The organism is Maribacter sp. C-4077, assembly GCF_055378385.1.
Genome location: NZ_AP038807.1, coordinates 2,176,940 through 2,201,478, shown reverse-complemented (window position 1 = coordinate 2,201,478; position 24,539 = coordinate 2,176,940). Strand labels below are relative to the sequence as shown.

14 protein-coding genes are annotated in these 24,539 nt (G+C 43.5%); 6 read left to right on the top strand and 8 right to left on the bottom strand.

The genetic code is table 11. The annotated features are described in order from the left end of the window. The first annotated feature begins 12 nt into the window (after positions 1-12). Positions 13-3,255 carry an efflux RND transporter permease subunit gene (locus ACZ41C_RS09480; protein ID WP_464560973.1) on the top strand — a complete coding sequence of 1,081 codons (3,243 nt, stop codon included), beginning with the start codon at positions 13-15 and terminating at the stop codon, positions 3,253-3,255. Then, positions 3,248-4,699, top strand: coding sequence for a TolC family protein (locus ACZ41C_RS09475; protein ID WP_464560971.1), 1,452 nt, complete (start codon positions 3,248-3,250; stop codon positions 4,697-4,699). Before ACZ41C_RS09480 ends, ACZ41C_RS09475 begins: the two co-directional genes overlap by 8 nt. A gap of 66 nt (positions 4,700-4,765) precedes the next feature. Here ACZ41C_RS09475 and ACZ41C_RS09470 read toward each other — a convergent pair whose 3' ends face one another. The 6 genes from ACZ41C_RS09470 to dinB all read right to left on the bottom strand — a co-directional run bounded on the left by ACZ41C_RS09470 (position 4,766) and on the right by dinB (position 17,447). Beyond that, positions 4,766-6,547, bottom strand: coding sequence for an alkaline phosphatase (locus tag ACZ41C_RS09470; RefSeq protein ID WP_464560969.1), 1,782 nt, complete (start codon positions 6,545-6,547; stop codon positions 4,766-4,768). An 88-nt stretch (positions 6,548-6,635) separates the two neighbouring features. Beyond that, complete coding sequence (locus tag ACZ41C_RS09465; protein ID WP_464560967.1) at positions 6,636-7,682, bottom strand: phosphatidylinositol-specific phospholipase C1-like protein; 1,047 nt, start codon at positions 7,680-7,682, stop codon at positions 6,636-6,638. A gap of 128 nt (positions 7,683-7,810) precedes the next feature. Beyond that, on the bottom strand, positions 7,811-9,556 hold the full coding sequence (locus tag ACZ41C_RS09460) for a RagB/SusD family nutrient uptake outer membrane protein (RefSeq protein ID WP_464560965.1): 1,746 nt from the start codon (positions 9,554-9,556) through the stop codon (positions 7,811-7,813). 39 nt (positions 9,557-9,595) lie between these two features. Further along, the gene (locus ACZ41C_RS09455; protein ID WP_464560963.1) at positions 9,596-12,682 is read right to left on the bottom strand and encodes a SusC/RagA family TonB-linked outer membrane protein; all 3,087 of its coding nucleotides are present in this window, start codon (positions 12,680-12,682) and stop codon (positions 9,596-9,598) included. Positions 12,683-13,077: 395 nt separating this feature from the next. Next, positions 13,078-16,110 (bottom strand): DNA polymerase III subunit alpha, encoded by a 3,033-nt coding sequence (locus ACZ41C_RS09450; RefSeq protein ID WP_464560961.1) that lies wholly within the window; start codon positions 16,108-16,110, stop codon positions 13,078-13,080. 122 nt (positions 16,111-16,232) lie between these two features. Beyond that, a complete protein-coding gene (gene dinB, locus ACZ41C_RS09445) occupies positions 16,233-17,447 on the bottom strand; it encodes a DNA polymerase IV (protein ID WP_138257992.1) in 1,215 nt (404 codons plus the stop codon). Between the two features lie 254 nt (positions 17,448-17,701). Between dinB and ACZ41C_RS09440 the strand changes: the two genes are divergently transcribed. Then, a complete protein-coding gene (locus tag ACZ41C_RS09440) occupies positions 17,702-18,397 on the top strand; it encodes a 3-keto-disaccharide hydrolase (protein WP_464565744.1) in 696 nt (231 codons plus the stop codon). Between the two features lie 16 nt (positions 18,398-18,413). Beyond that, positions 18,414-19,382: a 2-hydroxyacid dehydrogenase gene (locus ACZ41C_RS09435; protein ID WP_464560959.1), complete on the top strand. Its 969-nt coding sequence runs from the start codon at positions 18,414-18,416 to the stop codon at positions 19,380-19,382. Positions 19,383-19,424: 42 nt separating this feature from the next. Here the strand turns inward: ACZ41C_RS09435 and ACZ41C_RS09430 are convergent, their stop codons facing one another. Next, positions 19,425-20,537: a Gfo/Idh/MocA family protein gene (locus ACZ41C_RS09430; protein ID WP_464560957.1), complete on the bottom strand. Its 1,113-nt coding sequence runs from the start codon at positions 20,535-20,537 to the stop codon at positions 19,425-19,427. Between the two features lie 212 nt (positions 20,538-20,749). Between ACZ41C_RS09430 and ACZ41C_RS09425 the strand changes: the two genes are divergently transcribed. Together ACZ41C_RS09425 and ACZ41C_RS09420 are read left to right on the top strand one after the other, a co-directional pair. Beyond that, positions 20,750-21,643, top strand: a complete 894-nt coding sequence (locus tag ACZ41C_RS09425) for a hypothetical protein (protein WP_464560955.1) — start codon at positions 20,750-20,752, stop codon at positions 21,641-21,643. Between the two features lie 99 nt (positions 21,644-21,742). Next, the gene (locus tag ACZ41C_RS09420) at positions 21,743-23,095 is read left to right on the top strand and encodes a TolB family protein (protein ID WP_464560953.1); all 1,353 of its coding nucleotides are present in this window, start codon (positions 21,743-21,745) and stop codon (positions 23,093-23,095) included. Between the two features lie 229 nt (positions 23,096-23,324). On the opposite strand, the gene ACZ41C_RS09415 is transcribed toward ACZ41C_RS09420, so the two are convergent. After that, complete coding sequence (locus tag ACZ41C_RS09415) at positions 23,325-24,410, bottom strand: Gfo/Idh/MocA family protein (RefSeq protein WP_138257826.1); 1,086 nt, start codon at positions 24,408-24,410, stop codon at positions 23,325-23,327. Positions 24,411-24,539 lie beyond the last annotated feature (129 nt).

Here is a 24,539-nt window from a genome sequence, read left to right as displayed (position 1 = left end):
ATCCAACGTATTATGTTCAGTAAATTTATCAAGAGACCGGTCTTGGCTATTGTCATATCGGTAATAATCGTATTTGTAGGATTGCTTTCCATAAAGCAATTGCCTATTTCACAGTTCCCCGAAATTGCACCGACCACGGTAAACATTTTCATTGCCTATCCAGGTTCCAGTGCGGACGTTTTGGTAAAGTCCACACTAATCCCCTTGGAAACCGCCATAAACGGTGTACAGGGAATGCGCTATATCGCTTCCGATGCCACCAGTGCCGGCGAGGCGACCATACGTATCATTTTTGAACCTGGTACCGATCCAGATCAAGCGGTCGTACGGGTAAAGACCCGCGTTGACCAGGTAATGCCAAACCTACCAGATCTTGTGCAACGCGAAGGGGTTATCATAACACCTATTCAGCCCAGTATGCTTATGTACGTTAACCTCTACAGTGATAACGTGGATGATCATGAGCTCTTCCTCTATAACTACGCATATACCAAGATGATTCCAGAAATACAGAGAATCGATGGTATTGCAAGTGCCCAAATTTTGGGAAGCCGAAAATACGCGATGCGTGTCTGGTTAAAACCAGACCGTATGCGGGCTTATAATGTCTCTGCCGAGGAAATCCTCACGGCAATGGAAGAGCAAAGTATTTTGGCCAGACCGGGAAGGATCGGACAGAGCTCCGGTAAGACCTCGCAATCCTTGGAATATGTGTTGATGTATCAAGACCGATATAACGAACCCCAACAATACGAGGAAATTATCATAAAGGCCAACGAAGATGGTGAAATCTTGAAACTTGGTGATTTGGCCGATGTAGAGCTGGGAAGCGAATTTTTTGATATTTATTCCAATCTGGATGGTAAACCATCGGCTTCCATAGTTTTGAAACAGACTTTTGGCAGTAATGCCAGTGATGTTATCGATGCCGTAAAGGACAAGCTTACAGAGTTGGAGAAAGACCTCCCTTCCGGACTTGATTATAAAATCAGTTACGACGTATCCAGTTTCTTAAATGCTTCCATAGAACAGGTAATGCACACGCTCAGGGATGCTTTTATCCTGGTTGCCATTGTGGTATTTCTGTTCCTGGGCGATTGGCGCTCCACGTTAATACCCATCATTGCGGTTCCCGTATCCCTCATAGGTGCGTTTTTCGTAATGCAGCTATTTGGATTGTCCATCAACTTGATAACCTTATTTGCCTTGGTTTTGGCCATTGGTATTGTGGTGGATGACGCCATTGTGGTCGTGGAGGCCGTCCATGCCAAAATGGAAGAAAAACATGTTGGACCATTTGAGGCCGTGAAGGTGGTCGTCAATGAAATTGGGGGCGCGATCATTGCCATTACCTTGGTGATGGTTTCCGTATTTATTCCCATTGCCTTTATGACAGGACCTGTGGGTGTATTCTATCGCCAGTTTTCCATTACCATGGCGGGATCTATCGTAATTTCAGCGGTGGTGGCCCTTACTTTGACACCCGTTCTTTGCGCCATGATCTTAAAAAACAACCATGGAAAGCAAAGAAAGAAATCCCCGTTGGACAAATTCATCGATTGGTTTAACCGTGGATTCGAAAAATTGACCGGTAAATATGGGAAAGTATTGGACCGTATCGTAGCAAGAAGGGTATTGACCTTTGGTATCCTTATCGCATTTTGTGTAGGTATATTTTTCACGAACAAAACCTTGCCCTCCGGATTTATTCCCAATGAGGATCAAGGTATGATCTATGCGATTATCCAAACACCTCCAGGATCAACATTGGAACGCACCAATGATGTTGCCAGAAAATTGCAACAGATATGTGAGGAAACAGAGGGTGTGGAATCGGTTTCATCCCTAGCAGGTTATGAGATTATGACAGAAGGCCGTGGTTCCAATGCGGGTACCTGTTTGATCAACCTAAAACCATGGTCGGAACGGCATCATTCCGTTCACGAGATTATGGAGGAACTGGAAGAGGAAACCAAGGATTTGGGTGCGGTAATCGAATATTTTGAACCACCAGCCGTTCCCGGTTTTGGTTCTTCCGGGGGTTTTTCCCTACGTCTTTTGGATAAAACGGACGGAACCGATTACCATGAATTTGAACGTATCAACAATAATTTTATGGATGCGCTATCAAAACGTGAAGAGATTACCGGCCTTTTCACTTTCTACTCTGCCAACTATCCGCAGTATGAACTAAAAATCAACAACAAAATTGCGATGCAGAAGGGGGTGAGTATAGACAAGGCCATGGAAAACCTGAACATTTTAATCGGTAGTACCTATGAGCAAGGATTTATCCGTTTTGGAAGGTTTTTCAAGGTATACACCCAAGCAGCACCAGAGTACAGGGCATTACCTTCCGATCTGGAAAAATTGTTCGTAAAGAACGAGGAAGGCGAAATGGTACCCTACTCTGCCTTTATGACGATGGAAAAACGTTTGGGACCCAATGAAATTACCAGGTACAACCTTTACAATTCGGCATCCATCAGAGGACTTCCTGCAAAAGGATTTACAAGTGGCGATGCCATTGAAGCGATCAAGGAGGTAGCGGAAAAAAAGCTTCCACGCGGGTATGATGTAGATTGGGAAGGTCTTTCGTATGACGAGGCAAAAAGAGGCAATGAATCGCTGTATGTATTCATCGTTGTGCTTATTTTCGTCTACTTTGTATTGGCGGCGCAGTATGAGAGCTTCCTTTTACCTTTTGCAATTTTACTCTCACTGCCCGTAGGTATTTTTGGGTCCTTTGTAATGCTCAAGGCGATGGGACTTGCCAATGACGTGTATGCACAAATAGGACTTATCATGCTGGTTGGGCTACTAGGCAAGAACGCCGTGCTTATCGTGGAGTTCGCCGTTCAGAAAAGAAGGCAGGGAAGTACTATTTTGGCCTCCGCCATTGAAGGGGCCAAAGTACGGTTTAGACCTATTCTTATGACTTCCTTTGCTTTCATCGCCGGACTTATTCCTTTGGTCATCGCCCACGGAGCTGGAGCTATCGGCAACCGGACCATTGGAGGGTCGGCCATGGGTGGAATGCTGTTGGGAACCCTATTCGGGGTACTAATAATCCCGGGTCTTTACTACATTTTCGCAAAGATGGCCGATGGTCGAAGTCTCATCAAGGGAGAGTCCAACGAACCGGTTTCCGAAGAGTTCATGAGAATTTCCGAAGAGGAAAGCAGGACTAAAACGGCCTTAAAGGAAATGAAAAAACTCTTGAAAAAATTAACCAAAAGAAATGACAATGAATAACTACAGAGTACCTAAAATAGAAAGCTACGGTAGGCTTTTCGTCTGTATTGTTCTTTTTGGGGCCTTCCATTCCTGTGTTCCAACGAAAACGCTAAAGCAGGAGGACAAAAGCTTACCGGAAACCTACAGGGCCATATCCAATGATACCTTGAACACCGCGAACACAAGGTGGCGGGAATTCTTTTCCGATGCCTACCTTGTATCGTTGATCGATATTGCCTTGGTAAACAACCAAGAGCTGAATATTATGTTGCAACAGATCGATATCGCACAAAATGAGGTAAAGGCCAGAAAAGGGGAATATCTGCCATTTATCGATGTCAAGGCTGGTGCCGATGTTGAAAAAGTGGGGGAATACACCCGAAACGGTGCGGTTGAAAAAAACCTGAACATTCGGGAGGACGAGGAATTTCCAGAGCCTTTGACCAATTTTTCCGCCGGAATTTTCGCTTCTTGGGAACTGGATGTTTGGAAAAAGTTACGTAACTCAAAAAAGGCAGCGGTCATGGAGTATTTGGCCACCGTAGAGGGCAAAAACTTTATGGTCACAAGTCTTATTGCCGAGATAGCGGATTCGTACTATGAATTGATCGCTTTGGACAACCAATTGGCCATCATTGAGCAAAACCTTGAGATACAAGGAAATGCCCTGAGAATGGTACGTTTACAAAAGCAGGCGGCAAGGGCGACCGAACTTGCGGTACGCAGGTTTGAGGCTGAAGTCCTAAAGAACCAAAGCCATAAATTTGAGGTGCAGCAGCAGATCGTGGAAACGGAAAACAAACTGAATTTTCTCATCGGTAGGTCACCCCAACGAATTGAAAGAAATTCGGAAGGGTTCATAGAAAGCGAAATCGATACCATTTATGCCGGTATTCCGTCGCAACTGCTATTGAACAGACCTGACATTCGTCAAGCGGAGTATGAGTTGCACGCCGCTAAACTGGACATAAAAGTGGCCAGGGCCAACTTTTATCCTTCGATTGGGATAAAAGCCGGGGTGGGACTTCAGGCATTTAAACCAAAATATCTGACAGAAACCCCGCAGTCCCTATTATATTCGGCGGTGGGCGATTTGGTTGCCCCCTTGATAAACAGAAATGCCATCAAGGCAGAATACAATACGGCGAATGCCAGACAGGTACAGGCGGTCTATGAATATGAAAAATCGATTCTTCAAGGCTACATTGAAGTTGCGAATCAATTATCCAACATGGAGAACCTCAAAAAAACCTATGACCTAAAGGCCGAGCAGGTAGCGGCCTTAACGGAATCCATAAACCTTTCAACCCAATTGTTCCAATCGGCAAGAATCGAGTATATAGAGGTGCTGTTTACCCAAAGGGAAGCTTTGGAATCCAAAATGGAGTTGATAGAAACGAAACGGGACCAGCTTGTTGCCCGTGTGGATATTTACAAGGCTCTTGGTGGTGGATGGAATTGATTTCCGCCGAAACCTAAATTAAAAGCCTCCATTCTAGGGGGCTTTTTCTTTTTTTTTAAAGAATGGTTAGTTCTTGGCCTCCATAATTTCCTTGAGCTTTGAAAATATCTCGGAGTTTTCATACACCCCTTGAAAATTTTGAGCTTGTGGCCCATAGGCAAATAAAGGAACCATGATGGCAGTATGATCTATAGTCAAAAAATCACCTTGAACCCCGCCTTGTTCCAAATTTCCGCCCACGATTCCAAAGCCGGACGTTTCATGATCGGCCGTAATCAGAACCAACGTATTGCCCGTTGTATCGGCAAACTTCAATACCTCGGCAACCGTTGCATCAAAGTCCAACATTTCATCTATGATGGTGGCTACATTATTGGAATGACCGCCATTATCTATTTGGGCTCCTTCCACGACCATGAAAAAAGGTTCTCCATCTTTTGAAAGAACTTCCATGGATTTTTTTACGGATTTTGGCAACATATCCCCCCTGCCCATTTCTAGGGTCGGCATCTTGTTATCTCCCCAAAATATCGCGGTCTTATTTTTTAGATCGGTAAATTCTGTCAGCGTGATTGGCTTAAACACCTTGCCCAATTCAGCAATATAAGAAGCTCCCCCGGCAATAAAAAAATCCAATTTACTTGTTTTCAAGTCCTTTAGGATACCATCGGTATTGTCCCTATCCTTTACATGGGCATAGAATGACGACGGTGTAGCACCGTAAATGGCATCGGTCGTAATTATTCCTGTTCTATACCCTTTTCCGGATGCGACATCGACCAAGTTAGGCAACACCTCATCATTGGGTCCCAACCCAATGGCCCTATTATTCGTTTTTTGTCCCGTGGCCATGGCCGTTGCCCCTGCGGCCGAATCGGTTATCAAATCATCAAACGCGGATGTTTTTATCAACCCAATGTCCTTAATAGTTGTGATACTCAATTGACCCCTATTCGCGAACATAGCGGCCGAAATTTGGGCCAATCCATTACCATCGCCAATCAAAAGCAAGATATTCATTGGTTTAGAATTTGGATCAAACTTGTATTGTGGCCTATATATCGAATTAACCTCGCCCTTATAACTCCTGCTATCCAAAGATTCCAAATAATTATATGCCTTGGCCGGTTGATCGGTGTTGATAAAATCCACCCCCAATGTGGCCAACCGTGCCCAAGCGGTCTTGGTATCTGGGTTTGCCCAAAACCGAAAAGGTTTATTGAACGTATGGGCTCTTTTTATAGCAGCTTTGGCTTGGTTCAGTTCTTCTTCCACCATTCGGCCATATCCGTTCCAAACAGAATACTTTTGAAAGCTAAGGCTGATCATGGCCACCTTTTCCATTGGTACCATTTCCAAATTGTCCAAATTTTGATGATCAAAGTATATGTAATCCGGATAGTTAACATAATCACTTGGATCCGGACGATTTCCTGATATCACAAAGGAGACTTTATCTCCTTTTATAAGATCAGGATATTTTTTTAATACCTTTTGTATTTCCTTTAGGGTAGGTATTGCAGGGGACTTTAGATCCAGTAAGAGTTGTAAGTTCCGTAGTTCACCTTTTTTCTCTAGTTCCGATAAGGGTTCCAAGTAAAGTGAGGATAGCGTGCGACCTTCTTTGATATTTGATTCCTCGTGGGTAACGTACAGGGTATTATCCTTTAGAAACAAATCAACTTCTATAGATGAAGCGTTATTTATATACGCTTCTACAAAAGGGAAATCCTGATGGTAATCATTATGGGAATGTACTTTGTAAGGTATTTGTCCATAGCCAAAATGTAGCGCAAAGACCAGAATCCAAAGCGATAATAGGCGTTTTAGTAAATCGTCAATTTTCATTTTAAACAAGATTATTCACTGTCCTTATGGTTAAAGTTCTAGTAAGAGGCCCCAAGGTAACCATGGTTTGCGGTATTTGTTGGTTGCGCTATTCTTTTATTCTCTCAAATGTACCCATACCAAAATCAACTTTGTAGTGCGATTCAAAAAGTTTGCTAGGCAGATAATAATCGGTAGTAATGATTTGGGCACCCGAAGCTTTAGCTTTCTCAAACCTTGTATAGTCATTATTTCTTGCCTCAACCGTTCCCGAATCCGCACGAGTGCGGACTATAAAACCCTTGGAAACCAAATTCCGGATTTTGTCAAAATTCCCAACCGGATCATTTACGATCATAAAGGCCGCTTCCGGACTTCCCTCCGGTTTATTGATAAACAGTGCCGCATTTTTAAGTCCGGGGAATGTATCTAGATAGAGATCACACCTAGTCTCACTTTCATCCAAGACAAAAAGAAAACGCCCCTTTACCTCGTCCAAACTGGGCCATCCATCGCCAAGTATTGCCTCCTTCAAAGACTCTTCATCCCCCTTTACCAAATCCGGAGTTATCAATTTTTCGTTTGGGAGAACCGTTTTTATCTCTTTATCCAGGTTTTCCAATGCATCGGCATCAAAAACCAAAGGATCCTTTAGTTGCGGTATTATCCCGTCTTTCGTGTTCAACGTTATGAAGATTGGAGTATGCTCCGGGTTTTTGTTGGACCAGGTCAAAAGTTCCAGCAGCGCCTCTTGAAAAAGTAATTGGTGGCTTCTAAAATCTATATCCTGAACATGAAATACTTTGAGGCCGGGTTTGTTTAATTTTTTCTCCCTATCGAACGGCAAGAATTTTTCTCCCGATAGCTCTACAATATCCAATCCTTTTGGATTGGAATAGTGTCCACCTTGAGGGTCGTGAAATACATCAAGTTCCAGGTTTCTAAGTCCTAAATCCAACTGTTGGGTCAATGGGATATGCTCATATTGAAGCGATTTTGCCATTGATGAATCCAATTGAAATAGATACTCCCATAAAGGCTTTTCAATTCCTATTTTGTAACTATTGTGACTTCCGATCACCTGGATATCGTTCAGCCGTACATTTCCTTTCCCATATTCCTGGGAAAGACAAAAAACAGGAAGTATTAAAATCATAAATACCTGTATTTGCTTATGCATTTTCATAGATTGCGATTAACCCGTTCAAACTAATTTAAACCCCCCAGAAAAGGAAAATACGGCAGGTATTTTCATACCGGCCGTATTTAATTTAATATAGAGCATCAATAACCGGGATTTTGCACCAAAAATCCCTCTAAACTAGATGCTCCATCTATCGCTCTCTGAGGAATGGGAAACAATCTTTTGTTTGGATCGCTATCCGTCTTGCCCGTCCAGGAGCCCTCATATTTGCCAAAACGGATTTGGTATGTTCTTCTCAGTCCTTCCCAATAGAGCTCAAATCCAGATTCACGAAATAGAATATCAAGGTCAATCGTTGCAAGTGCTTCGGGCGTCTGCTCAGGCCTGGCGGTTCTTGAGGTTCTAAGGGTATTAATATCTGCCAAGGCACCGGCATTGTCCCCTTTACGGAGTTTTGCTTCGGCCCGCATCAAATAAATCTCACCCAAACGAAGCAATACTATATCCACGCTACTGTTGCTACAGCAATTGGGAGCTGTACGGCTGAATTGATATTTCGAAAACCGATGTCCAGTGTTGTGCAGACTGCCCTCATCCGTAAAATTAACGTCAAGGTTATGGTCCACATACTTAAGGTCCGCACCGCTTGTCCTTCTGTTTATGACGGGATAAATACGGACAGACCCATCATCACAGGTGAGAATATTGCCCTGCTCGTCTTTTCGAGGTCCCCAAATTATTCCACGAAGTATACCCCTATCAATTTCAAACTCCTCGGCCGGAACGCAGTAAAAATGGTCTGCATCGTTGTTAGGGTTAACACCTGTGAGGTCTCTTAGATTTTCCGGGATTACGGTGTTCTCTTGAAAGAAACGGGCATCGGCCACGGCCGCATAAATATTGCCATAGGCATCTGCCCATGTCTGAATGAAATCAGGAGTTGCCGCAGCGGCATCGGTGCCACGTGTATTGGGGAATTCCGGTCTTGGAATTTGATCGCCCGATATGGACCAGTACTGCCAACGACTGTGTTCTGTCTGCAAAACGCCCCTTTGATCGAGCGAAAATATAACTTCAGGGTTGCTATTGTTGTCGTCATTGAATATGTCAAAATACTCCGGTGACAAAGAGTAGGGTCCCGAAATGATATCATTGGAATATTGAATTACCTTATCCATATCGGCATCCAAAAAATTGGGTGTACCATAAGGATCGCGGTATACGGCGGAATTCAAGTACAATCGGGCCAAAAGGGCCTTCACCGCATCTTTGGTAAACCTACCAGGACCTTGGTCGTTATTGATAACTTCAACCACGGACAATAGTTCACTTTCAATATAATCCACAGCTTCTTGCGCTCTAAGGATTTGGGATATTTCTTCTGAACTTTCTTTTTTAAAAACAATTCCCCAATTATCCAGCACCAACATATTGAGATAGGCCCTTGCGGCGATCATTTCGTGCAAAGCACCTTGCGCCTCGGCATTTCCGTTATCAGCCTCAGGACGCAGTCTATCAATGGCGATGACCGCCCTGGATATGGATAAGGTTATTTCGTTCCAGGAATCGCCCACGAGACTATTACCAGGGGTCATCAGATGTTGATGCACTGCGATGAACTTACCACCGTCAAACCAGTCCCTCCCACCTCGGTTGGGAATTATGGCTTCATCCGAAGCGATTTCCTGGAGACCAAAATTACGTGTATGAAGCCATACATTTCTAAGTAGACCGTAAACGGGCGCAATGGAACCACTTACAATTTCAGCCTGACCGGTCCCGGTAAGCGACTCGTCCAGTACATCCTCCTCCAAGTCCGTGCAACCAAAAAATGCAACTAAAAATAGCACTATCGGTAATGCTCTGTAAAATCTAATAGTTTTCATGATACTTTTTTATGTGATTTTAAAATCCTTTGTTTTTCATTAAAATGTTACGTTAAGAGCGAAAAGTAAGGTCCTTGCTCTTGGATATGTAAACCTGTCGATACCAAAGGTCTGTATTTCGCCTTGGGTAGCGCCCGTATTGACTTCTGGGTCAAAGCCGGTATAATTGGTAAGAACGAAAAGGTTTTGCCCGGTTAACGAAAAACGGATGTTTTGAAGGGCATCCCCCAAGCCGACCTTTTCCGCGCTCAAATTATACCCTAGCGTGGCGTTGTTCAAACGTAAGAACGAACCATCCTCTAGATAGCGGGTGGATACCGTATTCGAATTGCTCAACGACTCATTGGGAAACTGCACGGCAAAATCCGTAGTGTTGTTAGACCTACCCAATTGCGCTTTGTTGAAAAGGGACATTGTTGTGTGATTGTATACTTCATTACCGGCTACCCCATTGAAGTTTAGCCCCAAATCAAAAGCCTTGTACTTGAAGTTCGCATAAAACGCGTAGATAAAATCAGGGATGGCACTGCCCACTACCCTCCGGTCATCATCCAAGACGGCACCATCTCCATTAGTGTCCTTGAACTGGTTAAGGCCATCGGCTCCAATACCATCGAATTCAAGCATGTAGAAAGCACCTATTGGCTCGTTGTTGATATACCCATTAATGGTTGCACCTGTTTGTCCGGACCCTTGCGCCGCTCCTGTAGTAAGGACCGAATAGGGTGAATCCCTTACTTCGTTTTGAATATAGGTGACGTTGCCCCCAATGTTATATGAAAAATCGCCCTGTGAATTGCTGTTGTAGTCCAATGCCAATTCGACGCCACTGTTATGGATTTCCATATTGTCGATATTATCCCAGAAAGTAGAGGTAGGTTCTACGGGGTCTGCGGGCACTACTTCCAATAAGATATTAGAAGAAACTTTATTGAAATAATCCAGCGTACCCGTCAATTTATAGTCGAATAGCGCAAAATCAAGACCTAAATCAATTTGTGTGGAAACCTCCCATTGTAGATCGGGGTTCGCCAAGCGGGTAAAAACGATACCGAACGGATAATCGTCAATGGAGTTGCCCTGGGTATCGATGGGGTAGGTACTTAGGCTCCCTGCACCCGTTAACAACCTATCTTCCGAAAAACTGGCCTTTGTAATCTTGGAGGGGATTTCCTGGTTACCTGTTTGTCCCCAACTTGCGCGCAGCTTAAGGTTATCAAATACGGAATTGGCCATAAAATTCTCATTGCTAATATTCCAGCCAAGTGCAAATGCAGGGAAATACCCATATTTGTTATTTGCACCAAATTTTGAAGAACCATCTGCACGCAAGGTGGCAGTCACAAGATATCTATCATCATAGGTATAGTTGGCCCTTCCAAAGAACGATTGTAGCTCATTCTGCTCTGCGGCAGCTGTTACCGTAGTTGGAAATTCATCCGTATTGGTCTGGTCCTGGAACCGTGGCTCAATATTATTGTTGGCGAAACCTCTATAAAAAAAGGTTCTCCCCTCTTCTAAAAATTTCTGATAGGAATGTCCCGCAAGTACGGTTACATTATGAACCTCATTGTTCCAATTATACGTTAGTGTATTTTCAACCAGTTCATTCGTATTGGAACTGATTGTGCTCTCCAATGAGCCCTGTGAGATATTGGATTCATTTACGACCTCTGGAAAAGGTCTGTACTGTTCGTCCCTTGTGGTAGTTGAATAGTCGACCCCTAGGTTTAATTTATAGACCAAACCGTCGAAAATTGTAACTGAAGGCGAAATACTGGCCAAAATACGGTTGTTGATGGCAGTATCGCTAAAGAGTTCGTTCCTTTTTAACGGATTTAAGGCGTTTGTGTTCAAAATTGTTGGAACACCATTTGTAAGTGCGGGAATCGTGGGGTTCAAACTGAGCATATCACTTATGGTTCCTGTTATTACAGGTCTCAAATTTTGGGTACGCGAGGCGGTGAGGTTATAATCAACGTTCAACTTACCGTTGAACGCTTTTTGGTTCATGTTCAATTTGCCCGAATAGCGTTCAAGGTTGCTGTTTTGCAAAACACCCTCTTGTTCTTGGTACCCCACCGAAGCGAAATAGGCAAATTTTTCCGTTGTGGCGCCACTCATGGAAAAGTTTACATTGTTGGATACCGCGGTTTGTGTCAATTCGTCCTGCCAATTGGTATTGGCCCCAAAATCTTCCAGCGTACCACCTACCGCTACTACTTGGTTGCGAAACGTGTCCGCATCAAATACATCGATCTTGTTTGAAATGGTGGAAAAAGCCGTGGACGCCGAGAAATTCATTTCGGTTTTGCCCATTCTTCCCCTCTTTGTAGTAATCACAACGACTCCATTGGAGGCTCGTGATCCGTATACCGCGGTAGCACTGGCATCTTTTAGCACATCAATACTAGCTATATCGCTGGGGTTCAAAAAATTCAAAGGGTTGGTATCAAAACCGTTGTTAGCATTGTCCAGCAAAAAGCCATCAACCACATAAAGCGGCTGTGTACCTGAACGCAAACTTCCAACCCCTCTGATAATCACATTTTGTGCCGCACCAGGCTCTCCGCTATTTGCCGCGATGTTCACCCCTGCCAATTTACCTTGTAGTAATTCCCCAGGGTTGGTTACCACTCCCTGATTGAAATCTTCGCTTTTAACCGATGCAATAGCACCTGTAATATCAGATTTCCTTTGGGTACCGTAACCTACGACCACTACATCGTCCAATTGCGTGGCATCCGGCTCCAATTGTACATTTATAATGGAATTATTGCCTACCTCTATCTCCTTGGAACTATAGCCCAAATAGGAAATTTGCAAAGTTGCCCCAGAGCTTACATTGATGGTGAAATTACCATCAAAGTCCGTAATGGAACCGTTACTGGTTCCTTTTTCCAGCACGGACGCTCCCGGAAGTGGCGCTCCCGTTTCATCCGTAACCTGTCCGGTTATGGGGTTCTGTTCCAGAAAAAATATAAAATAATAGGAATCCTCTACAGATCCCCATGCTTTTTCAATACTTTTATTGGTAGTTTTTGAGTTCCCGAAGAGGAAACTGCTTCCTAAAATCGCAAAAAGTAAGGCAAAGCCGATTTTAGTTAGTCGGTTTTTAAGATACATAGTTTTAAAGTGTTGAAGTTTTAATGATTTTCGATGCTTTTTAGAGAGCCTGTTGCCGCAGGCTCTTTTTTGTTTTTAGATTTCCGATCAAAAGTAATTCTTAAGAAGTAGGTGGTAGGTTACGGATACTTTATGATTAGTTTAATTTAAAATGAGGTAGGACGCTTTCCATCGATACTTTTTGGTGCTCCAAAGACGGAAAAATGGTTTTTACCGATTATTTCCCTCGGGTGTTCGAAGAGTTTGCCAAGAAAGTAGCTGTTCTGTATACTTTAGCGGTATAAATAATCGAACACCAAATCCAATACATTATGAAAAAGTGTATTATCCTTCTTGCCATTTATACTGTATTGCTTCTACTCTACTAAGAGCGTTTTATTCCAATTGTAGTTTCCCTATTCCAACTTGAGTTCTGAAGGTGAAGCTGCATTCTTTTTATCGGAAAAAATTCTGGCACTGGTCTTCATATCGGCATAACGTGGATCCGGGATGTAATCTTCCTTGCGCATTTTGATGACTTCGATGCTCAAGAAATCGAACTCGCTCACCACCTTTCCGTAGAACCGATAAATACCCCTGCCCCTAAAAGCATACTTGGCAGCTACCGGTGGAAACAACACCGTATCGAAAACCATTCCCTGCTGATCTACCAACGTGGCGAAATACATACGCTTCCCCGTATGGGTACTCGTATTTTTCACCGTAACCAAATACCCATAAATATCTATATAACCGTTTACATAGTTAATTAGATCCTTGCTCCCGTTCGTATTCTTTGGAGGTTCTGCCAAGAGCTCGAACGGACTGCACAGACAAAAACCCAACAGTTCCAATTGGGTAAAGGCGTCCTCTTGACCACTGGTATGCAATGGGGGAATCCTAAAATTTTGATGTACGGCCGGAAAAAGCTTTGGGTGCTCCAGCTTTGTCCCTCTGTTGAGAAACAAATGGGCCTTCCACAATAATTGGTGTTTGTTGACTCCCGTAAACCGGAACCCATCGATACGTATAAGAATACTTATCTGTTCTATGGATATGACCACACGATCCAAGAAATCCTCCAAGGAGGTAAATATTCCTTCCCGACTCCTTTCCCTGAGGATACGTTCCGCTACCCTGCTTTCCAAATCGCGTAAATAGCCCAGTCCCAAGAAAATAGCTTCTCCGTAGATTACATTGTTATGATTGCTCCTATTAACACAGGGCGGGTGTATGGTAGCCCCCAGCATGCGGGCCTCGTGGACATAGAATTCCGTCCGGTAGAAACCGCCCCCGTTATTAAGCACGGCCACCATATATTCCAAGGGATAGTAGGCCCTTAAGAACAGGGTCTGATAGCTTTCCACCGCATACGAAGCGGAATGTCCCTTGGCAAAGGCATAGCCGGCAAAACTGGCTATCTGCTCCCACACCTCAAAAATAACACTGTCCGGCTCTCCCTTTTTGCGGCAATTCTCGATAAATTTTAAACGTACCTTTTCAAACTCTTCCCGCGAACGAAACTTTCCGCTCATTCCCCGCCGTAACACATCGGCTTCGCCCAAATCAAGGTCGGCAAAATAGTGGGCCACTTTGATCACATCTTCCTGATAGACCATGACCCCATAGGTCTCCGGCATAATATCCAACATGACCGGATGCGCCTTCTCGGCTGTCCTCCCCTTTTCCCTATGCCTTAGGATGTACTCCCGCATCATACCGCTTTTGGCAACCCCTGGACGGATGATGGAACTGGCAGCCACAAGACCCAGGTAATTATCCACTTCCAGCTTTTTCAACAGCATCCGCATGGCAGGGGACTCCACATAAAAACACCCCATGCATTGGGCAGTCTTGATCAGGTTGTTGATCCTGGGGTCCTTTTTGAACTTTTTGACATCGTGGATATCTATTTCCTGGGTGTTACCCATGCGGTTATAGGCGATGATCTCCAAGGATTCCTTAATTTTCGAGAGGCCCCTTTGGCCCAAAATATCGAACTTATAAAGTCCCACGTCTTCAGATATCACCATATCGAACTGTGTGGTAGGAAACCCTTTGGGCGGCAAATGCGTGGCCGAAAACCAATGTATGGGCCTTTCGCTGATCAAAATACCTCCGGCATGAATGCTCAGGTAATTGGGCATTCCCATGATCAACCGACCATATTTCAACACCAGCCGTGCCACCTCATCAAGCTTTCCCGGATCAAACTTTCCTTCGGCGAGAAAATCGATTTCATTTTTAGGAAGTCCAAATACCTTCCCCAACTCACGGATAACGCCCCTTTCCTTAAAAGTAACGTAGGTACCCAAAAGGGCCACATGCTTAAAACGGTCAAATATATATTGGGTCATCACCGGTCGATCATGGTGTGAAAAATCGATATCAAAATCCGGGGGGTTGGTTCGATAGAGGTTTATGAAGCGCTCAAAATATAGGTCGAGTTCCATGGGGTCCACATCGGTAATTCGCAACAGATAAGCCACGATACTATTGGCGCCGCTACCCCTGCCCACGTAAAAGAACCCACGTTTTCGCGCATAGGAAACAATATCCCAGTTGATCAGGAAATAGGAAACAAAACCTTTTTCCTTGATCAGCCCCAACTCCTTTTTCAAACGCTCCATGATCTCCTCGCCCACCTCTTGGTATCGGTACGGTAGACCTTCCCTACACAATCGCTCGATCATTGCATCATCTTCCTCCTTGGATCCCGTATAGGTTTGTAGGTTTTGGGAAACCCTGTCCTTTGAAAAATCAAAATGGATGGAACAGGTGTTCAACAATTTTTCCGTGTTTTCCAAGATAAAGGAGTATTCTGAAAAAGCGGCCACTAGATTCTCTATAGGATACATTTTTTCATCCTCGCTGCCTTCCTCCGTTTTCTCCAACTTGCTTAACAGCACATTCCTATCAATGGCCCGTAGCAACCTATGGGCATTGAAATCGCCCTTATGCCGAAAGGTCACCGGTTGTTGCACCACCAACTTGTCCCTCAACCCCTTTATTCTTGAAAATGGCAACTTACGCAGGTCTGCTATCGATATTCCTATAAACTCGTGTGCCCCAAAGTGTACCATTTCATTGAGAAGCACCTTTTCAAAAGGATAGACTGCATAGGCATTTTGAAAGCGTGGAGCCCGGGAAGGGAACCTTTTTTCCTCATGAAGATGTTTGGACAGGAAATTGTTCAGTTCCAAATAGCCTTCGTTGTTTTTGGCTATGCCTATAAAACAGGGGTCCACACCATTTCTAAAATCGATTCCCAATAGGGGACGTACATCATATTCAGGAGCCTTGCGTACAAAATTCAGCGCCGCGGACGTGTTGTTGATATCGGTCAGTACCAATTTCGACACCCTATTTTTTTGTGCCATGCGCAGAAGTTCCTCTTCGGAAAAGGTTCCGTAGCGCAAACTGTAATATGTGTGGCAGTTTAAATACAAGGGGCAAATTCAAGTTCAAGTTCAAGTTCAAGTGTCAAGTTCAAAAGCTACTAGTTGTTGGTTATTGGTAATCAATAACATCTAATTCTAACAACTAGCAACTAACAACCAGTAACTAATTTTTACTGTTTCCGATGTGCCAGCACGATGGGCGGTCTCCCATCGAACGGATTGTGCATGCGTCCAATGGTATTCTTTCCCATGGCCGAGGCCCTAACCACGCTCTTTTCCCCAAAGCGGTTCCTAATATGGTCCATGGCATGGTACAGGTTGAGCCGCTCCTCGGTATCATCAAAAAGATTGATCTGATAATTGCCCGATACCAAATGACTGAACCGGATACCTATCAACCGCACCAATAACCTTCGGTTATACAGTACCCTGAACAATTCCAAGATTTTGGGAATCAGGATATGGTCCGCACTCGTATAGGGAATCCGTAACTGCTTGGAATAGGTATTAAAATCAGAATAGCGAATCTTTACCGTAATGCAGGCCGTTAACTTTTCGCCCCGGCGGAGCTGGTAGGCCAGGTTCTCCGTCATGGCGATAAGGATCCCTTTCAACTTTGCCACGTCAATAGTGTCCTGATCAAAGGTACGCTCCGTAGAAATGGACTTTCGGTCACAAAACGGGACCACCGGGGAATGATCTATGCCATTGGCCCTTTTCCAAATGACCGTGCCATTTTTACCAAGAACGCGCTGCATGACGTCCATGGGCATTTCCTGTATGGTCCGCACCTTCCGTAATCCCAGATTCCTGAGCGTTTGATAGGTCTTATCGCCCACCATGGGAATCTTTTTTATGGAAAGTGGGGCCAAAAAGGGTTTTTCCAGGCCGTAATCTATCTTCAATTGGTTATTGGGCTTCGCCTCATTGGTAGCCACTTTGGAGACTACTTTGTTGACCGAAAGTCCAAAGGAAATAGGGAGCCCGGTTTCCCTGATAATTCTGTGCCGTAGTTCAGAGGCATATTTATAGGCTCCAAAAAAACGGTCCATCCCTGTAAGATCGGCATAGAATTCATCGATACTGGACTTTTCAAAAAGGGGCACGCTTTCCTTGATGATATCCGTGACCACATCTGAAAATTGACTGTAGGTCCCTGCGTTTCCCCTAATCTGTATCGCTTCGGGGCAAAGTTCCTTGGCCATTTTCATGGGCATGCCGGAGTGCACACCATATCCACGGGTCTCATAACTACATGCCGCTACCACCCCACGGTCACTCAACCCACCCACAAGGATAGGTTTCTTCAACAGTTTACTGTCCAGCCTACGCTCTACGGACACAAAAAAGGTATCCAAATCCAAATGTAAAATCGTCTTGTCCATCATCGATTAAAAAAGGAAGACTAATTTATGGAATAAATCCATATTATTGGAAATAATCCATCTTTATTTTATGCCTTTACATGCAGAATATGATTATTTTTAAAATCCATTCTAAAAATTGAAAAACTATGATAAAACCTGTCGCATTGCTCTGCAAGGGTCTTTTACTAACCACTTTTATCTGTTAAACCAGCTGTAAGGACAACAAAAAAGCCGCTGAAAAAGTTGTTCCGGAACAACCCAAAGATCAATGGATAGCCATTTTTAATGGTGAAGACCTCAACGGTTGGACCATGAAGATAAACGGATACCCATTAGGGGAGAATTTTGGAAATACTTTTAGGGTAGAGGACAGTATCCTAAAAATACGTTACGATGGATACGGCCCCGAATTTGGCGAGCGCTTCGGTGCCCTTTTCTATAATAAGGAATTAATGGATTACCGATTAAAAGTAGAATATCGGTTTGTGGGCGAAACCGCTCCCGGTGCCCCGGAATGGGGCTATAGGGACAGCGGGGTACAGATACACACCCAACCGCCCAATACTGTTCAATTGAACCAAGGTTTCCCCATTTGTCTGGAGTACAATCTGCACGGGGGCAATGGTACCGATGACAGACCTCTAGGCGCTATTTGCGGTATAGGAATGAAGGTAGAGATAGATGGGGAACGAAGTGACCTGTTCTGCAATCCGGCCAAAGTGGCCAAAACCTTCCACGGAGATCAATGGATAACGGTTGAAATTGATGTACAAGACGGAAAAATGAAGCACTTTGTAAACGGGGAGGAAATCATGAGCTATACCAATCCCGTATATGATCCAGAAAACGAATTTGCAAGGGCCTTTATCAAAGAAGGTGATTCCACGGTAAAAAGTGGCTATATTTCCCTGCAATCCAACAGCCACCCCATCGATTTTAGAAAAATAGAACTCTTACCATACAACTAGCCCAAAAACTATCACCATGAAAGTATTGGTTTCCTTGAACTTTCCTCCCTTGGGTATAGAAATGCTCAAACAAGAAGGATTGGATGTTACCGTTTGGAAAAATGATATCCCTATGACCCGGGAAGAACTTATCCAGGCCACTAAGAAACACGATATACTATTGTCCTCTAGTATTTATACGTTGGATGCCGATTTTCTGGAAAAGAACAAACATTTAAAGCTCATTTCGCAATTTGCCGTGGGCTATAACAACATCGATATAGAAAAAGCGACGGAATTGGGTATCCCGGTCACCAATACCCCGAATGCCATGACCGATGCCACTGCAGACATTTCCTTTGCATTGATGCTGGCCGTCTCCAGAAAAATGTTCCATATGCATAAGACCATTATATCCGGGGATTGGGGACATTTTAGGCCACAAGCCAATTTGGGCATGGAGCTAAAAGGGAAAACAGTCGGCATTTTTGGGATGGGACGAATAGGAAGCGAATTCGCCAGACGCTGCCTAGGGGCCTATAATATGAAAGTCATTTATCATAACAGGAGACCAAACCCAGAGATGGAAAAAGAGCTGAATGCGAGCTATGTATCTTTTGAGGAATTATTGAAAGAAAGCGATGTACTATCCGTTCATGCCGGGCTTTCAAATGAAACAAAGGGATTGTTTAATGCCGATGTATTTCCCAAAATGAAATCTTCCGCCATTTTTATAAATACGGCCAGAGGAGGTCTACACCACGAAAAAAGCCTCATTGAAGCTTTACAAAATAAGGTCATATGGGGAGCCGGTCTCGATGTTACCAATCCAGAACCCATGAATAAAGACAATCCCCTACTGAACATGGAAAATGTAGCGATCACTCCCCACATCGGTTCCGCGACCGTTGAGTCCCGCAACGAAATGTCTAGATTGGTAGCCTTGAATATTATCCAATTTTCAAGAGGCGAACCGTTGACAAACCTGGTTAGCCCAGGAGTATAAATTCTGCTCGACACCTCTTTATTATGGAATCGGAAATTCGTTTTAAATTTCAACCATAACTTTATCCCCACTCTTCGCCGCTTTAAAAATAGCATCGATGATTTTCATATCCTTTACCCCTTCCTCACCATCTACTGGCACAATGGGCTGTTTTCCCTCAAAAATTAGTTCTGCTATACCGTCCATTTGTAACGTTTGATGGGTATAGTGGGGCTGCTCCAGTTCACCCTTGTGGGTGCGCCCTTGAATGGGCCCATACCCGGTGGATGGTTTCATCTCCATCCAGCCCTTGGTACCGGTCATGAAAAATCGGTCCAAATTGTTCATGTTATAGGTAGACAGACAATTGGCCACTGCACCGCTTGGAAAGCCCATTTGAAACTGTATCGTTTCATCTACCCCTTCCTTAAACTTCAACGGATCGGTCTTGGTTTCCTGGGCGGTCACCCAGATAGGGTCTTCACCCAGAACATACCTGGCCCCATTTATGGAATAAATACCTATATCCATCATGGCACCGCCACCGGCAAGCTCCTTATCTAACCGCCATTGCGTAGGATTTCCGATAACGAAACCGGACTGGCCCTGAAAAAATTTTGGCTGGCCGAATTCACCATCTTTTCGCATTTGGATGACGTGCACCGTTTTGGGCTCAAAATGCATCCTATAACCGATCAACAATTTTACATTGGCCGCCTTACAGGCATCCACCATTCTTTGTCCTTCCTCGGCATTCACTCCCATGGGTTTTTCGCAAATAACGTGTTTTCCTGCCTTGGCTACCCGAATGGTCTGTTCACAATGCAATCCGTTAGGGGTAATGACGTATACGGCGTCTATATCCTTGTTGTCCTTTATCGCATCAAAATTCTCATAATTATAACAGTTCTTCGCGGGAATATTGTATTTGGATTGCCAATCGGTAATCTTTGATGGGGTTCCACTAATGACACCTACCAATTTGGCCTTTTTACAATCCAGCATGGCTTCCGCTACCCTAGTACCATAGCTTCCAAGTCCCATAATGGCGACCCGAAGCATTGGGCCTTCATATTTTTCCGCAGGAGCGGCGAAAAGGTGGGTCGGGTTATTTAATAACGAAACACCTATTGATGAAATTGCGATATTCTCTAAAAATTTTCTTCTTGATGCCATGATAATCTATTTTAAATCAACCACATAAAAATAATGTTTTTCATACACCTAATACAGGTTCGCTAAATATATCAAAATAAAAAAATGCCGTTTTGGACAATCCAGTATTTGCCCCCAACATTTTGGCAGAAAATACGTTATTATAAAACATCGAATTTTATAGCTTTAACCAAACTAGAAAAAGCGGATATATTTTGATTTTTAAATTATACATGAAATACCCTTTAATTGCATTTCTTTTTTGTTTTATTGGCATCAAAGGATTTACGCAAGAAAGCAAGTCCAGTATAGAGATCAACAATCCGGACCAAAGTACGGTCTGGATCATTCCCCAGGAGGTTTCCTTGGAGTGGACCACCCAAAATATTGGTCCGGAAAAATCGATTCGGTTCTTTTTGGTACGTAATGAAATGGTGGTGCAGGAACTTGGATCCTTCAAGAACAATGGAAGGGCAGACGGGATATCGCTTGCCAAAAACATAGGTTCCGGTAATCAATATCAGGTCGTAGGTATCGAGCTTTTCCCCGATGACAAATACAGCATAGCCAAGTTCGTAACCCCGTTTTTTTCAATTTCCAACAAGGCTTCGGACGAGCGAAAGAAAAAGCACGAACAGGCACAAGAAACGAAACGGGAACCGACCCGAAAGGAAAAGCGCGAAATGAGAAGAAAACAGCGGGATAAAAAAGAGAAAATCGAGACAATATCTTCCAATACGGTCAAGGAAACACAAAAAACGGAAAATGCTCTTAGGGACGAGTTTGAAGGCAGGAAAATCTCCTATACGAAAGAACTCTCCTTTGACAGTGAGAACATTACCATCAAAATTTGGGACCATGGAAGACAGGACGGGGACATTGTATCCATCTACCTCAACGGTTTGCCGGTCGTGTCCAAACACTATTTGACCTATTACAAGCGGGAATTCAAGGTAAAGCTAAACCCCAACAAATCCAACGACCTGTTCCTCTACGCACACAATTTGGGCGATGCCCCTCCCAACACGGTATCCGTAGAAATATCGGATGGGTCAAAGTCTGAAAACCTGATCTTGAACTCGGACCTTCAAAGTTGTGAAGCGGTAATGATCAGCGTGAACAAGTAGTCTCAAAAGCCCAATTTAATTCTCTTGGAGTCCATAAAGCCAGTGCCCGTCATTTTTGGATAATTTATATGTACTTTTATACAAGTCACGTAAATTATAATGAAACAGATACTTAGGCTTTGGGCAACTATTGAAATTGGGCGTTTTCTAATGAAGCTCATTCCTCTTTTATCTATTCTCTTTTGTACGACAATACACTCCCAAAGGGAAAAGGACTCAGTAGAAATTATAAAGCTATTGGAAAAAGAAGGACTTACCTGGCGAGTGGGTGACAAGGAAGGACATGCCGAATGTTGGGAAGCGACTTCCAATGCAATCAATGTCATGTCCAGACCCGATGGCAGCTTTATTGACGTTCCCGTGTCCATAATGATGGACCCTCCATCAAATATGATCGGTAACGGTGGTTTTGCCTTTCACAGCAATCATAAAATACGTATTGATGGGAATTCTGCAATCGTTGGACATAATGAGGTTTCGGTGGACGTTCAAGGTAAGGAAAGCCTTTCCTATGAAGTCCGTTTTTTGGAAAGGTTCGATGGTGAATGGAAAATGGTTGGCCAATCCATGCATTTCTACGATCATCCACCTGAAAACAAAATAGATACGACTAGCTACATACAAACCGTGGATATTGAAACGGGTCGCATTGAGACGGTTCTTCAAATCAACGAACATTTTGAGGCACCCAACTGGCATCCAGAAGGTTATTTGATCGTGAACAGTAAAGGAAAACTATATAACCTGGACCTTAACACGAAAAAATTGAACCTGCTTGATACTGGTTTTGCAAATCAGTGTAACAATGATCATGGAATTTCGCCAGATAACAAGTGGTTGGCCATAAGCCACAACGATAAAAATAATCCTTCCACCAAATCCTATAAATCGGCAATCTTCATCATGCCCATAAGTGGAGGAACACCAAAGCGTGTAACCACAAAAGTCCCTTCTTACTGGCATGGCTGGTCGCCCAACGGCAAAACCTTGGCCTATTGTGCGGAACGGAATGGGAATTACGACGTTTATACTATTGGCGTAAAAGGTGGCGAGGAAAAAAGGCTTACCACAACAGAAGGATTAGACGACGGACCCGAGTATTCCCCAGATGGAAAATATATTTATTTCAACTCCTACAGGACGGGCCACATGCAAATTTGGAGGATGTTGGCCAACGGAAAAAAACCGGAACAGTTAACATTTGATGAAAATTCCAATTGGTTCCCGCACCCTTCACCAGATGGTAAATGGATCGTATACATAGCATACACGACCGATGAAAAACAAAATCACTTATTTGGAAAACAGGTCAAACTAAGACTAATGGACGTTGAAACAAAGGAAATTCGTGATATTACTCCCGTTTTCTTTGGTGGCCAGGGAACTATCAATGTACCCTCCTGGAGCCCGGACAGTAAGAAATTGGCCTTTGTAAGTTATTCCGTGAATTGAAAACTTAGTGTTAAGTATTGAAATAAAAAAGCCAAGACATGAATCTCGGCTTTCCCTTTTGTACTGGAGATGGGAGTCGATTTGAAAGGATCATTTCAAGATACTCACTTGCAAGGTGCTTTCTTTCAATATTTTAAACACTTTGCAAGAAAAAGAAAAACCCCTACTCTTTAATCCTAAGAGGATAACATTGCAATGTCTTTATCCCATACTCATTTTAAGACAGATGCTACAATTTAACCACACAATTTTGTCTTGCAGATTTATAAATCGCCTCAACTACCCTTATGTCCCTTAGACCTTCCTCACCAGGAACCAACATGTTCTGACCATTCATAATGGACAATGCGTCCTCATCCATTTGTTTTGCCTGTTGGCTGTTGATAGGAAAATTAATTATTGTACCATCAGACATGCTACCTTTATTTCCATTGTAAGATGAATGCGGTTCCATTTTGAGCCAGCCTTTCTCATAATTTACATGTAAATGGTTCATCTGTATTCCAAAACTGGTTTGGCAAGAAGCAAGTGCTCCACTGGGAAACTCTAACTGAAACATCATGGTCTCTTCAACTTCATGGTAAATCTCCGGCCTAGTGGTGGATGCCTGCGCCAATACGGATATTGGTTCCTCCCCAGTAGCCAACCTGGCACCTTGCAATGCATAGACCCCCATATCTCCCATGGCACCTCCACCCAGGTCCTTTTTCTGTTTCCAATGATCTGTCCTTCCATCAAAATATCCGGCCGCCGATGTTATCATTTTGACCTTTCCAAAAGGTCTTTCCTTGGCCACTTTCATATAAGCTTGAATATTGGGGTCATGTTGGCATCTATATCCTATCGCCAGCTTTACGCCATTACTTTTGCAGGCGTTTATCATCGTTGTACATTCTTCTACCGAGGTTGCCATGGGCTTTTCACACCAAACATGTTTCCCTGCATTTGCAGCCCTAACCGTATATTCCATATGCATTGATGGAGGAAGAACCACATAAATTATATCAATTTCCTCATTGTTGGCAATGGAATCAAAATTCTCATAATTATAAATATTCTTGTCCTGAATACCATATTTTTCCTGCCAAACCGGAATTTTCTCTGGACTCCCCGTAACAATGCCTTTCAGTTCACAATGTTCGGTCAACTGAAGAGCCGGTGCAAGAAGGTCTGTGCTATAATATCCCAATCCTACCAAGGCGACACCCAGTTTTTCTTTATTAGTTCGTGTTGCAGACATTAAAAAACTTGGGGAAAAGCTTGCTGCCGCACCTGCAATTAGCGTATTCTTAATAAAAATTCTTCTCTGGTTCATAATTTACTGTCCTATTTTAAATCAAATTACAAAATAAGATTTGATATCATCTTCAATACTTTAAAATGGTTTTCGACTTATTACTAAACATTCTAAAAAAACATCCTTTACAAAGGACTAGGCGATTTT